Raw genomic sequence first — 13970 nt, forward strand, 5'->3', positions numbered from 1 at the left:
CAAATCCCAAAATCCAACCTAGAATCCTTAGGATATGAGATTGGTACTTAATCTAATTCTTAGTTTCCGTTATTTAATTCTCTCGATTCTCTTTCTCATTCTTTCGGCGGGTTATGTTTTTTCTCGGTCAAAACAGAATGCAGTTCATCCATTAGATAGTTTGTATTTAAAACTATCACCTAATGTAACAAAGATGGATGGTAAGGTCTCATTACGGCGATTGTCTCTCCATCTGCGAGGAGTGATTCCCAGTGTGACAGATTGGAAGGAATGGGATTCTAGTTCTCCGGACGAGCGTTTAGAATCCTTTGCAGTCAATTTTTTGAAACAACCTGAGTTTGCCGAATATTGGGGAACTAAGTTTACCTCCATGTTACGAGATAAATCCAAAGGCCGTAAAATTCCCACAGGTGCCTTTTATCAATATATTGCGGACTCGCTTCATAAAAATAAACCTTATGACAAGCTCGTACAAGAGATGTTGAACTCTAGTGGCTCGGTGAATGAATCTCCGGCCACGATGTTTTATATTCGAGACGGGGCCGATCCTTTACAAACAGCAGAGTATGTGGGTCGGCTTTTTTATGCTAAGCGAGTTGCCTGTGCTAGGTGCCATGACCATCCTTACATTTCTGATTTTACAAGAAGGGATTATTATGCACTCGCCGCCTTCTTTAGCCAACAATTCTTTCGGGATGGAACTTGGGAAGCCAATCGGTATGGAAAGACCTTTAGTTATGTGCCTCGTGAATTGGAAGTCCATCTTCCGATGGAAGACCAAAAGACCTTACAAGATAAAAATAACGAATGGAACCGGGACAACTGGAACAAATGGACGGAAGAACAAAGAAAAGATTACCAAAAAAAACATGAAGTCGCATATGCAACGTTATACTACGAACCAAAACTCGGTTTAAGGTTTCCGCATACAGATGATGCCCCCGGTGGAGATTTGGTTCGGCCCAAATTTTTAGATGGGAAAGAAGCCAAACTCAAACCTGGGGACGACCGAAGGAAGGCCTTTGCCAATTGGCTCACTGATAAATCGAATGACCGGTTTCGCAAAGTCATCATCAATCGAGTTTGGACAGAACTCATGGGTTGGAGTTTTTTCACTCCTTTAGATGATTGGAATGAAGACACGGTGGTTACAGGAGAAGAGATTTTAAATCATTTGGATGCTTATTTTCTCGCAAACCAGCTCAAACTAAAAGATCTCATTCTGTATATCGTTACCTCCAATGCTTACAATCGATCTCTCACAAGTAACACAACCGACCAAGATCCCATTCGTTATTTTTCGCCGAAACGTTTGGACAGTGACCAACTGCTAAACTCACTCATTCGTGTCTCTGACTTACAAAAGATCGGTAATATCCGAGAACGGAATTTATCTTGGCTCACAACTCTTATGGGCCAAAAACCTTACGATCTAACCGGTACGGGTTCTGTGCGAATCCCTGTGGACAGTCCAAAAGAATTCACAAACGCAGTCGAAGTGGAAAGACCGGCACCCTATCATACCATGTTGTCTGTGTTTGGTTCTGGTCCGCGAGTGGATATTTCTGATGATATTGATGAACTTACCATAGAACAGATGTTAACACTGATGAATGGCCGGGTGGTTGGGAAATTAGTTTGGGATTTTGGAAACAAAGATTCCCTAGTCAAACTAGAGTTTGATCAGTTGAAATCCATGGATTTAGTCATTGGGAATTTGTACTACCGGCTTCTCGGACGGCTTCCTTCGAATGGAGAAAAGGGAAAATTAAAAACTCTAATGGCAAAACCAGATAACGTTTTTGACAAAGACCTTCTCCAAGATATTTTCTGGGCTCTTATCAATAGCCAAGAATTCCAACACATTAACTAAGGAATCATCATGGATCGCAAAGAATTTTTAAAAAAATCAATGATTAGTTTGGGGATCAGCCCCTTTTTGTTTTCTTCCAATCCTTTTGGTAGTTTACATGCTTCGGAAGAAGAGGAGTCGATCGCCCTTCCTTCTAAAGTAAAGTCAGTTATCTTTATCGAAATGATGGGAGGGATGAGCCATGTAGACACTCTCGATCCCAAACCCAATAGTGCTTTTGGAAAGGTGAGTTCTAGTATCTCAGGACTTTCTGTCCTCGAACCATTTTCTCTCACCGCCAAACAATTGCATACGATTGGAATCATTCGATCTACATGGAGTGAGGAAGGGGACCATGGTTTTGCTCAAATGTTACTCGGAACTGGATACCGAATGACAGAAGCCATGGGCTTTCCTGACATTCCCCATTTTGGTGCTGTGATTGCTTATGCCAAAAAATCAAAGATCAAATCATCGTATTTCCCTAGTTATGTGACGATTGGGGGTAGGGGTGGAAAAAACGGAAACTCTGGATTTTTAGGAATCGATTATTCGGGTTACCATGTGGGCAATGTGGATGAACCCATCCAACATTTGAATCCATCTTATGGAAAGTTTTCCGAAGACCGGATCCTTAGAAGAAAGGATTTGGTTTCTTTTATGAATGAGGAATTTTCCAAAACCTATCCCACAAAGGAGTCCAAACATTGGAAGAATATGCTTGTGGCTTCCGAAGAATTTCGAAGTTCCAAAAACATCGATAGTTTTCGGATCAGTTTGGAAGATGAAAAAACTAGGGCACGATACGGGACCACTTGGCAGGGAAAAGCGATGTTACTTGCCAAACGACTGGCGGCCCAGGAAGTTCCCTTCATCCATATTTCCATCGGTGGTTGGGATACTCATACCGGTAACAAAGCACAAATTACAAAAATTATGAAAGAAACGGATATGGGGATTGCATCTCTTTTAGAAGATTTAAACAATACAGGTCTCATCAAACAGACGTTATTTGTTCTTACCAGTGAATTTGGCAGAACCCCGGATGTGGGATCAAGAGATGGTCGTGACCACCATCCCAAAGTTTGGTCAACCTTACTGGGGGGTGGCCCTTTTTCCAAAGGTTATGTTTTGGGAGAAACAGACGAAACAGGATCAAAAGCCTTAAAACCAACAGAAGCCCTGCATGTCCGGGATTTGGTGGCTACTATTTACAAAGCGGCAGGTGTGGATCCCGACGCTTCTCTCACCAATTCCTTTGGCCGTCCTTTTCTATTAACGACGAAGAAAGCCAAAGTGTATGAAGATTTGTTTTAGTTTTTTTCTGCTTTTTCTATACAAAGATAAGCACTGGTGAGGGTGGCATCCATAGATGTTGCTCTGTCACCGGGATTTAAATAGGTTTCGGTAAAAATGGCGCCTGCCCCATAACTTTGGCAATTGGCAATGGCAGATTCATAACTGTCATTTGGTTTCACATAAACAACAGTATTGACCTTGGTTGTATCGCCATTGGGTTGGTAACGACAAACTCCAACCAAATTTTGAACGGAACATTTCACTGAGGCTCTTGTATAGGGAGGAGCACAATTGATCTCTTCTTTTGCGATCGCATAATGTTCAAAACAAGATGGGGAATAGTTAGAAGATGCGGAGCAAGATCCTAACAATTGAAATGTACCACTAAAACCAGGCCTTCCGGCATTGATACTCGCCAGATACATAGTTTTTAGGCATTGGTTTTGTGTTTCTTGTTTTTTATCATCTCTTTGTGCTTTACAATGAGTAAATAAAATACAAGCTAACAAAAGTAAAATGATGGTGGTTTTTAAATTTGGCTTCATTTTAGTAGAATACCTGTATTTGAGTTCGAACCACATGGTCCCCTTCAGCTGCTGTGGGAGTTCCTGTATAATAAAAATAATCCGTTTGCCATTTCAAATTGTGTTCCGCAAAGTAATAGGAGAGCGCTCCTCCCACTTCCCGCGAATACTTCAAACTAGGATCGGTTTCTCCCAAAGGCCGAAACTCTCCAAATCGAAAAGTAAGTTCATAATTATTGATAAATAAATATCCGAATTGGACAAAATGTCCCTGTCCACTTCTAGAATATTCGCGAGAAAGTGCGGTTCCCACAGTTCTTTCCACATAAGCGGTGTTTGCTCGTCGCCACAACCATTCATATTGAAAAGAGAAACCCATCCATTTGAAATAAATATCTCCTGCCGCATGGCTATAGTTGAATTTGGCAAAAGTAAATTCTGTTCCATGGGTACTTAAGGATCTGTCAGAGTTTTTATTATAAGCACCAGAAACACCGATGGATAATTTTGGTTCTTTGTATCTTGCAAAATCTGTTTCTGATAACCAATCGTTATCCGATCCAGTTTTTGACATTCCCCCGAACGGAGAAAATACAAACCTGGCAACTGTCAATACACCAGGGGTTTGTCTTTCCACGCGGTTTCTACCTTGTCCGCCAAAAACACCTAAATAGTAAGCAAACATACGTTTGTTGCCTAATAGATCTTCGGAAAATAGATAGGTTCCTACATCCCGATCTAAGTTAAACTCGGCAGTGACCGAAGACCGGTCTACTGTTTGTAAAGCTCCAGAAGAATTCCAACGTTGACGACTAAAAGGAACCTTCATTTGGCCAAAGGCGACTTTTACATCCCGATATTGATTGTACACAATGTTCGCATCACGTAAGGAATTCCGTCTTTGGCTTTCCATATCTCGTTCTGCAAATCCCATTTGTAAATTCACAAGCCAAGTATCGTTGAATAACCCTGCTTTGAGTTGCAATCGAGTTCTGCGGACAAGGAAATTGGTTGTGTCCTGAGAAGGATCTAATTGGAAACTTTGGTTTCCTTGGATTTGGGACCGAAATCGGAGTTGGATGTTATGTTTGCTGTCGTTCGAGGTGGCCTTAATTCCTTTTCCGAGGCCTGTTTCCCAATTGGATTTATTTTCCGGTGGTGCCACCACTGGCGGAGCCGGTGTGGTCTGTGGGTTTGTTGGAGCTGTCGTATTGGAATTGGATTCGACCTTCGTCTCTGGTTTTTCTTGGGCTCCCAGAGCGAATGGGAGGATATAGATACACCAAAGTAGGAATACCGCATGGAATTGATGTGGAATTTTGTGTAACATATCTGTAATTTTTGGAATGATTGTTATTATCAGAATGAATTAGGAAAGTTAAAAAGAAATTGCTTCGACTTTTTAGGAATATTTGCCTTTTCCGACTCATTTTTCCTTTTCTTACCAAAGAAACTAAAAATACTGATCTCTGATCTATGAAAAAAGCACTCATTACCGGAATCACAGGCCAAGACGGTTCCTACCTGGCAGAACTCCTCCTCCAAAAAGGGTACGAAGTCCACGGAATCGTTCGCAGAACCAGCCTTTTCAATCGCAATCGCATTGAACATCTGCACGGAAACCCCAATCTCCACCTTCACTACGGAGATATGACAGATTCCTCTAACCTAAACCGAATCTTAGAAAAAATCCAACCTTCGGAAATCTATAACTTGGCGGCCCAGTCCCATGTGCAGGTTTCTTTCGAGGTTCCTGAATACACCGCTGAGGTGGATGCCGTGGGAACCTTGCGGATTTTAGATGCCATCAAACAAACGGGGATCAAATCTCGTTTCTACCAAGCATCTACTTCCGAACTTTACGGCCTTGTCCAAGAAGTTCCTCAAACAGAAAAAACTCCATTTTATCCTCGTTCCCCTTATGCTGTTGCGAAACTTTATGCATACTGGGCTGTAGTGAATTATAGAGAAGCGTACGATTTGCACGCATCTAATGGAATTCTTTTTAATCATGAATCTCCTAGACGGGGAGAAACATTTGTGACTAGAAAAATCACACTTGGTGTTTCTGCTGTCAAAGCGGGAAAACTTCCCTTCATCACGATGGGAAATATTGATTCTAAACGTGACTGGGGTTACGCTCCGGACTATGTTCAAATGATGTGGATGATGTTGCAACAAGACAAAGCAGATGACTATGTTGTTGCTACCAATGAAACACATACTGTACGTGAGTTCATCGAAGAGTCTTATAAAATTGCTGGTTACGAAGTAGTTTGGGAAGGAAAGGACGACAAGGAAGTGGGCAAGGACAAAAAATCCGGCCAAGTTCTTGTGAAAATTGATCCTAAATACTACAGACCAACCGAAGTGGAGCTTTTGATTGGGAATCCAGAAAAAGCAAAACGTCAGTTAGGTTGGGAACCAAATGTTAAGTTCAAAGAGTTAGTAAAAATCATGATGGAAGCTGACTTAAAGGACCAAGGTTTTTAAACTCCCATCAAAAACTTTTTCCTAAGATATGGAATCCTATCTTAGGAATTGTTTCCAAGAGATTTGTATCGATTCACAAACTCTTGGTTTGGAATTTGAGGATGGCCTTCCCTTTGTAATTCGGGAAGGAGTCCTTCTACAAAATACATTTTAATATTTCCTTTGTGTTTTGCAGGAACTTCCCCTCTATATTCACATTGGAAAAAATCTTTTATCAGATCATAGGTGGATGAGGAAATATTGATTTTTCCTGTCATTCCTGAAGATTCGCACCGACTGGCAGTATTGACTGTATCACTCCAAACATCGTAAGCAAATTTTTTATCTCCAATCACGCCTGCAATGAGTTCTCCCGAATGAATTCCGAGTCGGAGTTGCCAATAGGGCAGGCCTTGTGCTTCTTTGATTTCCTTCATTTGGTTCATAAATGCTTGGATTTCGAGCGCTGCTAACACACTTTACATAAAATATAAACGAGGTTAAGTGAGTTTCCGGCGGCTCTGTAAAATAGATGATTGGTAGTAATAGAGTCGGAATAAAAATCATAATACTTTGGAAAGTGGCATTCACTCGCAAAGCACGAGCACTTTCATCATTCAGACCTTTGGTAAGATGGACAAGTTGTAACCGGTTTAGGATTTTTTAAATGCGTTTTGACATAACGCAAAATTAAGAATGGATCTATTGGAAAATCAATTCAAATTGTTATGACTCAAAATTAGTGTGTGGGAATGAATTTGTAACCTGATCAGAACCACCTCCAGTAAGGAGGCGAATGATTCCGATTTGGTTTAAGATTTAAAAAATGAAAAACTAGATTGGTTTAGAGGCCGAAAAACTGATCTAACATCAACTTCTTCAAAGTTTCTTTTAGTTTTTCTTGGATGTTGACAATCTTCACTGTCATTTTCTTTTCATCTGCTTTGTTTTTGAAAGAAAGTAAACGTGAGATCCCGAGAGAACTAACAATCACCACTTTTTCCAAATCCAAATAGATTTCTTGAACGTTCTTTTCTAAAATTTCCGCCAAAATTTCTCGGAGTTCTGGCGCATTTCCGTCGAGAATCTGATCCATAAAACGAACACGGATCGTGTTTCCCTTTTCTTCCACTAGTATCTTATCACTCATATTTCGTTGGCCTCTAACGTAAGTCAGGAGGGGAAAGTTGGCAAGAAGTTATTTCAGCTTCTTGAGCTTATTCTCCATGTTAGCCTTTTTATGATAGAATTGGACGAGTTTTTCCAGCTCTGCCATGTCCGAACAAACAATTTTTCCGAGATCCATACGAATAAATTTATTATTCTTCATGATATCAGAAATGATGAGTTCGTCTTTTGGATCGGTGAGGCCGACCATCTTGAGAAGGTCTTTGGTTCCAATTTCAAAATTGTAAGCTTGTTTGGGAGCCACTTTGATTCTGTTTTTTTCTGCGAGAGTCATTAGGGTATCAACGATACGGCCTTGCGGATCTTTTAGAAGTAGATTTGCTAATTGTTTATAAGCGATCCAAATCCTTTCGGAAAGTAAAGTAATCAGCCTTGTTGCTAGTTGCGGTTGGGCTTTCACCATTCCTTCAAAGTTGGCTTTGTTGATCGCAAGTAGTTCTACGTCACCTGCTGCCACAGCAGAAGCAGAACGAGGTTTGTTGTCGAGAATCGCCATCTCGCCGAAGATATCTCCCGCTTGGAGAACCGCGAGCATCACTTCGTTTTGATTCACGATTTTGGAAATTTTAACCTTTCCACTTTGTAGAATGAATAATTCCTTACCCGGTTCGTGTTCACAAAAGATCATCTCACTATCTTTATAGTTTCGATTGAATTTGTTGTAATCGATCGGAGCCGCTTGAAAGGCTTGGTTTATGGTCTGTAAACGTAGTTTGGCCTGAGGTACAAACTGTCCGTTTGGAAGGTGTTTTAAATAACTTTGGTAAGCAAAAGTTGCATGTGATGTATTTTGCTGTTGAAAGTAGTATTCACCAATTTTAAAAAGTTCGTTTGGATCTTCTTCGACTGCATTTCTAAAGGACAATCGGGTGATGGTGGTATCAAATTGGCGTAACTTCATGGAGAAGAAACGAATGATATTCATCGCAACGGCAGTAGACTTTTGGATTAAGGTTCCAAATTGGTCATAACTGACGGAAATTAACGAAACATTTGTGAGTGAGGTAGCGGATTCGATCTGCGGGTGTTGGCTCATGGCAGCAACAACGCCGAAAAAGTCACCAGGTCCTAAAACTTGGTTGGGATCTTCTCCGACAACAGCAGTCTCACGAGTGACACGTACTTTACCCTCACGGATGATATAGAAATTGTTCGCATCCTTTTTCCCCTCTACAATGATGTAGGAGTTCGCCGGGAAAGTAACCATTTGAAAAAACGACATTCTTAAATCTCTGAACCCTTTTTGCTCAACGTGCCTAGTTTATTATCGGAGATCCCTAGGGCAATATTTTCGTAAAATTTACTTATTTTTACTCTCTCCTAAAAATTCCATCTGAGTCAGTTCTAATTCCGCTTCTTGCGCAATTTTACTAGAATACGTATTTTTGATAATGTCCTGAAAAATCTGATGGGCTTTGTCTTCCCGACCCATTCGGACATAGGCTTTCCCAGAAATTAAGTAGGATTCGAGACCTTCTTCCGTATTGGGAAATTCTTTATAAATTTTGAGTTCGTTTTCGGCAAGAGCCAAAATATCTCCCGTCATTCGGTAGTTGGAACTCAAAGTTTTTCTTACTTCTCGGGTTCTCGGATGGTTTGGATAGAGGATTAAAAAGCTTTTACAGGATTCCACGGATTGCCAGTGGTTTCGGTCTTCCAAAAATTCTTTCGCTTTTTGGTAGAGAAGGTCGCCTTGTTTGGTTCGTTCATTGGCGAAAACTTGGCTTACGGAACGGTCGGCCGTAATAGGAAGAATTCCCATAGAAATAAGGATTCCTAGGGCGAAAAGGGCCCGTTTCCATAACTGCCAAACTGTAGAATTCTGTCTCATTACTCTCAGTTTCGGTCAGAACTTGGATTCTCGTGAACGGGTTTTTCTTCCGAGAGGGCAAGAATTTTGGGAATTCCTGTCAGATCCCAGAGTTCTGCGGAGGCTCGCATTCGTTTTCCTTTCGGAAGGGGGAAGACAAAACGCCCCTTTCCTTCCGGTCCCAATTGGAATGCAATTTGGTGTTTGGAAAGGTCCCCCATCCTTCTCTCCCGGAGAGGGGGAACGGGAAAACTGCGTAACTTTTCCTCTGCGGGGTAAAGATACAATTGGATCATATAGGAAGTATTGGTCTTCGCCGAGTATTCATAGTTTAGAATGTATCCCGATTCCGAACCATCTTCATAGGGCAGGATGTTTAGAATTTTGATTTGGTTCTGTGTAGGGAGAGGGCCTTGTGATTCGGAATGTGAAAGGACCACCGGTTCTGGATCTTGTGCATAAAAGATCCGTTTGAAAGAAGAATCATAGTCTTCTGGACGTTTCAAAGGATAATAATTGCCATCCCCCAGGATTGAAAGTCGTTTGAGATCTTCTTCTCCCTTCGGATCAATATCAATGCCAAGGACTTGTAATCGGAATTTTTTTCCCGATTGTTTTAATTGGTAGAGGACAGCTTTGGGATCTCCATCACAGCTTTCCACTCCATCCGAAATAAATATAATTTCTGTTTCTTGGATTTCATTCAAAAGATATTCTCCCACCACATTTAAGGTTTGTGCAATGGGTGTGGATCCTGCAGGAACAATGGAGGATATTTTTTGGCTCACAACGGAGGCGGCACCTCGTTGGATGGGATGATACAAACGAGCGGAAGTACAACCGGCAATTCGGTTTCCGTAGGCAACAAGTCCCACACTCACATCCTTGGGCAATCCACCGAGAACTTGTAATAATTTTTCTTTGGCAACGGCCATTCGCGTTTTTCCATCCCATTTTTCCGACATGGAACCACTGGCATCGAGTATGAACACATATCTTTTGTTAGGTTGGACTTGGGCTGGAAGGGGAGTGAATACAAGTAAAAGAAAATAACTCAAAAGCGGCAGAACGAAATGGGAAAGAAGTCGCCTTAGATTTTCTTTTTGGTTCCGCACCTGTACAACATCGGCGAAAACTGAATTTGACCTTAGAGGGATTTGGGGTCTAAATAAGGCGGTTTGGCCAGGTTTGGTTTTACGAGAAGGGGAGTTCGATCAAAGTTAGAATGTTCTCGTAGGAAACGCAGAATCATTTCGCAGGTGGCACCCCAAAGAAGGCCATCACCCAGATCAAAGTAATAAGCAAAATGATCGCGGCCGGGGATTTGAATGGCATAAAAAGGTTTTGTCCAAAGGTCAGAAAAGGGGAGAAGGATGACCCGGTCCACTTCGGCCGTATTGTGGTAAAAAGCAAAATCACCTTCGTAAGTGGCTAAAAACGGGGTGATATGGAAACCGGTCCTGGTATGAAGTCCTTCTAATTTTCCAAGAACATGGAGTGTAGAACGGTGGACTCCCATCTCTTCTTCCCATTCCCGAAGGGCTGTGACAAGGAGGTTCGGGTCTTCTTCTTCTTTCACTCCTCCCGGAAAGGAGATTTGGCCTGGATGGGATTTTAGATGTTTGGAACGTTCGGTGAGGATGATTCCTTCTGCAGATTCTTTGGATCCAAAGAGAGGAAAGATCACACCAGATTTGATTTCTGGTGTGTCGGGAATTTCGTCGAAGTCCTTAGATAGTTTTTCGACAAAGGATTGGTAGGGTAACACATCAACCCTCGTCTTTTGAGTTTTGATTTTTCCTTCGTTTGGCAACAAATGCTTCTTTGGATCTTATGGCCACCAAACGGTTGATCATCGAATCGAAAGACAATCCTTGGATGGCAGCAAGTAAACTCGGCCCATAGTTTTGCACCTTCCAATCTGAGAAAACATGTAATGCTTTTAGTTCCTCTAAATCTTTAGGTGCTGCACGTAAAATGACAATCAGTTGTTTGTTTGAAGGAAGGAGTGAGTGTTCCATCCGTCTAGCACGCATAATACGAAGTCGCCATTTCTTCGCGTTTTCGAATTTATGATTTTCGTCTTCGTTAAGATCTTCGCCATGACGTTTTGAAAGTTCCGATGTATCGATAGGATCACTGTATTCAGCAACGAGTAGTTTGAAGATTTCTGTTCCATCTTTTTTGCCAAACCATTCCACACATTTTTCTTCGTTAGGATGTCCTTTGACGGCTTGTGACAAACGATCGTTATTAAAAACTCTAAAACTTGCTTTGTTGATTCGTTTTGCTTTTTCATCACGATAACGAAGGAGTTCTAATATCTTTCTTCTTTCTAGTGGAGTAAAATTAAGAATGTCAGGAAATTTTCCAAGGGAGAATCCTTCTCCTTCTTTGGCTATATACTCTTCAGAAGCGATAAATTCAAATTCGGATTTTGCTTCATCATAAAGAGTTCTGCGTTTGAGTTCTTCTTCCATCTTTAACCAAATGGATTCTAAATACGCAGTGTCTAATGCTGCATACTTGAGTTGTTGTTTTTGAAGAGGACGAATTTCCCAGTTAGACTTCTGTTCTACTTTAGAAAGCGTAACTTTATGGTAATGTTCCACAACATGTGACAATGAACTTTGTTCTAATGACAACAAACGAGAACTGATCATTGTATCTGCCGTGTTCACAAACTTGAACCCAAAGTCTCTTTTTAAGGCTTTGATGTCATCTTGTGCGGAGTGGAAGATTTTGAGAATGTTCGCATCTTCGAACAAAGGACCCAAAGCTGACAAATTTGTGATTTTTAGGGGGTCAATCAGGTAATTTTTGCCATTGGAATTGATCTGAATGAGACAAACTTTGGGATAGTACGTGTAATAACCGGAGGACTCGGTGTCGATTGACATGATTTTGGACTGTCTGAGATTGATCAGAGCCAAATCCAAAGCTTTTGCCGTATCAACGAGAATATAGTTGGAATTGATTTGCATCTAATTGGGATTTTGGAAATACTGCAATTGTCATTCTAACAATGATTCTCCAATCTGACAAACCAAAAGAAGAATGTGCCATATTCGGCATCTACAATAGCAAGGAAGCTGCTAATTTTACCTACCTAGGTTTGTACTCAATGCAACACCGAGGCCAGGAGTCCAGTGGGATCGTCACAACCGATGGTTCCCACTTATACCGGTATGCCAATATGGGTCTCGTGGCAAATATCTTCACTCAACCGAAGATCAAAGAGCTCATTGGTGATGCGGCCATTGGCCACAACCGGTATTCCACAACGGGAGCGAGTTTTTTACGAAATGCTCAGCCCATCCGCGTGGAATCCCACTTAGGTCCTGTGGCTCTGGCACACAACGGAAACCTGGTGAACTCTTGGGATATCAGAAATCGCCTCGAAAGAGACGGATCTATCTTCCAGACCACCATCGATTCGGAAGTCATTGTCCACCTTATGGCAAAAAGCCATAAAACGGATTTGTTAGAGGCACTCTGTGAGTCACTCTCTCAAGTTCGCGGTGCCTACTCTCTGTTAGTTTTAACTCCTAGATACCTAATTGCTGTTCGGGATCCCAATGGTTTCCGTCCACTCGTGATGGGAAAACGTTCGGATGGGGCCATTGTGTTCGCTTCCGAAACTTGCGCCTTCGACATTACGGAAACAGAATATGTGCGTGATGTGGAACCAGGTGAAATGGTTGTGATTGACCATACTGGGGTGCGTTCTCTCTATCCGTTTCCAAAAGCAAAACCAAGTCTTTGTATTTTTGAATATATCTACTTTGCAAGACCTGATTCTTATATCTTTGAAGAATCTGTTTACAAAGTAAGAAAATCCCTCGGTCGTCAACTAGCGCGCGTCATGCCTGTAGAAGCCGATGTCATCATTCCTGTTCCCGATTCTGCCAATATTGCAGCACTTGGATACAGCGAAGAGTCAGGGATTCCTTACCAAAGTGGCCTTGTGCGTTCCCATTATATTGGTCGTACCTTCATTGAACCGGATCAAAAGATTCGGGACTTTGGAGCCAAAATCAAATACAATGTGGTAAAAGAAGTAGTAAATGGAAAACGCGTTGTGATCATTGATGACTCGGTGATGCGCGGAACCACAAGCCGTAAAATCATCAAAATGATTCGGAATGCTGGTGCTAAGGAAATTCATTTTAGAGTTTCTGCACCACCGACAGTGTCTCCTTGTTATTATGGAATCGACATTCCTACCCATAAAGAATTGATCGCATCGACTCATAGCATCGATGAAATCCAAAAGTATCTTCGTGTGGATTCCCTTGCTTATTTAACATTGGATACAATGCACAAAGCAGTGGAAGGACATAAAGGTGGTGGGTTCTGTGATGCTTGTTTTACCTCTAACTACCCTGTGGAATTCCAAGACCATGCAGGAAATCAAAAGTCACTGTTTACGGAATACGCGACGGAAGAGTAATGGAAGAGATTGAACTTTCCAAAACCTTTGGTTTTGAAGCGGCCCATTTTTTACCAAATGTTCCGGAAGGACATAAATGCAAAAGAATGCATGGCCATAGCTTTCGGTTTGCTGTTTATCTCAAAGGGGAAATAGATCCCCATACGGGTTGGATCATGGATTTCGGTGAATTGAAATCCATCGTAAAACCCATCTTAGATGAACATTTGGATCATTTTGTTTTAAATGATGTTCCAGGACTTCAGAACCCAACGAGCGAAAATATTGCCGTTTGGCTCTGGAACCAACTAAAACCAAAACTACCGCTCCTCGATAAAATTACATTATACGAAACTTGTACCAGTTCTTGTGTTTATAGAGGACCAAAATAGG

General features: G+C 41.5%; 13 protein-coding genes and 1 pseudogene. 5 read left to right on the forward strand and 9 right to left on the reverse strand.

Going from position 1 to position 13970, the window contains the following annotated elements:
- The first annotated feature begins 34 nt into the window (after window positions 1-34).
- Window positions 35-1873 (forward strand): DUF1553 domain-containing protein, encoded by a 1839-nt coding sequence (locus JWG41_RS06955; protein ID WP_205269207.1) that lies wholly within the window; start codon window positions 35-37, stop codon window positions 1871-1873.
- Window positions 1874-1882: 9 nt separating this feature from the next.
- On the forward strand, window positions 1883-3169 hold the full coding sequence (locus tag JWG41_RS06960; RefSeq protein WP_205269208.1) for a DUF1501 domain-containing protein: 1287 nt from the start codon (window positions 1883-1885) through the stop codon (window positions 3167-3169).
- Here JWG41_RS06960 and JWG41_RS06965 read toward each other — a convergent pair.
- Both JWG41_RS06965 and JWG41_RS06970 read right to left on the reverse strand, forming a co-directional pair.
- Entirely contained in the window at window positions 3166-3696 is a 531-nt protein-coding gene (locus JWG41_RS06965; protein WP_205269209.1) for a hypothetical protein, read from the reverse strand. The genes JWG41_RS06960 and JWG41_RS06965 overlap by 4 nt on opposite strands.
- Window position 3697: 1 nt before the next feature.
- On the reverse strand, window positions 3698-5005 hold the full coding sequence (locus JWG41_RS06970; RefSeq protein WP_205269210.1) for a porin: 1308 nt from the start codon (window positions 5003-5005) through the stop codon (window positions 3698-3700).
- Window positions 5006-5151: 146 nt separating this feature from the next.
- Between JWG41_RS06970 and gmd the strand changes: the two genes are divergently transcribed.
- Window positions 5152-6168 carry a GDP-mannose 4,6-dehydratase gene (gene gmd, locus JWG41_RS06975; protein ID WP_205269211.1) on the forward strand — a complete coding sequence of 339 codons (1017 nt, stop codon included), beginning with the start codon at window positions 5152-5154 and terminating at the stop codon, window positions 6166-6168.
- A gap of 41 nt (window positions 6169-6209) precedes the next feature.
- Here the strand turns inward: gmd and JWG41_RS20915 are convergent.
- The 7 genes and pseudogenes from JWG41_RS20915 to JWG41_RS07010 all read right to left on the reverse strand — a co-directional run.
- A pseudogene (locus JWG41_RS20915) lies at window positions 6210-6623 on the reverse strand (adenylate/guanylate cyclase domain-containing protein); the annotation flags it as partial.
- A gap of 368 nt (window positions 6624-6991) precedes the next feature.
- A complete protein-coding gene (locus JWG41_RS06985) occupies window positions 6992-7297 on the reverse strand; it encodes an STAS domain-containing protein (RefSeq protein ID WP_002972217.1) in 306 nt (101 codons plus the stop codon).
- 48 nt (window positions 7298-7345) lie between these two features.
- Complete coding sequence (locus tag JWG41_RS06990; RefSeq protein WP_205269212.1) at window positions 7346-8557, reverse strand: Crp/Fnr family transcriptional regulator; 1212 nt, start codon at window positions 8555-8557, stop codon at window positions 7346-7348.
- 78 nt (window positions 8558-8635) lie between these two features.
- Window positions 8636-9097, reverse strand: a complete 462-nt coding sequence (locus JWG41_RS06995) for a tetratricopeptide repeat protein (protein WP_232373817.1) — start codon at window positions 9095-9097, stop codon at window positions 8636-8638.
- Between the two features lie 74 nt (window positions 9098-9171).
- On the reverse strand, window positions 9172-10203 hold the full coding sequence (locus tag JWG41_RS07000) for a vWA domain-containing protein (RefSeq protein ID WP_232373820.1): 1032 nt from the start codon (window positions 10201-10203) through the stop codon (window positions 9172-9174).
- 89 nt (window positions 10204-10292) lie between these two features.
- The gene (locus JWG41_RS07005) at window positions 10293-10913 is read right to left on the reverse strand and encodes an NUDIX hydrolase (protein ID WP_205269215.1); all 621 of its coding nucleotides are present in this window, start codon (window positions 10911-10913) and stop codon (window positions 10293-10295) included.
- 1 nt (window position 10914) lies between these two features.
- Window positions 10915-12129, reverse strand: coding sequence for a ribonuclease D (locus tag JWG41_RS07010; RefSeq protein ID WP_205269216.1), 1215 nt, complete (start codon window positions 12127-12129; stop codon window positions 10915-10917).
- Between the two features lie 41 nt (window positions 12130-12170).
- On the opposite strand from JWG41_RS07010, the gene purF reads away from it, so the two are divergent.
- Together purF and queD are read left to right on the forward strand one after the other, a co-directional pair.
- Window positions 12171-13598 (forward strand): amidophosphoribosyltransferase, encoded by a 1428-nt coding sequence (gene purF / locus JWG41_RS07015; protein ID WP_205269217.1) that lies wholly within the window; start codon window positions 12171-12173, stop codon window positions 13596-13598.
- On the forward strand, window positions 13598-13969 hold the full coding sequence (gene queD, locus JWG41_RS07020; RefSeq protein WP_205269218.1) for a 6-carboxytetrahydropterin synthase QueD: 372 nt from the start codon (window positions 13598-13600) through the stop codon (window positions 13967-13969). The genes purF and queD overlap by 1 nt, the downstream gene beginning before the upstream one ends.
- Window position 13970 lies beyond the last annotated feature (1 nt).

The organism is Leptospira chreensis, from assembly GCF_016919165.1.
Taxonomy (GTDB): Bacteria; Spirochaetota; Leptospiria; order Leptospirales; family Leptospiraceae; genus Leptospira_A; species Leptospira_A chreensis.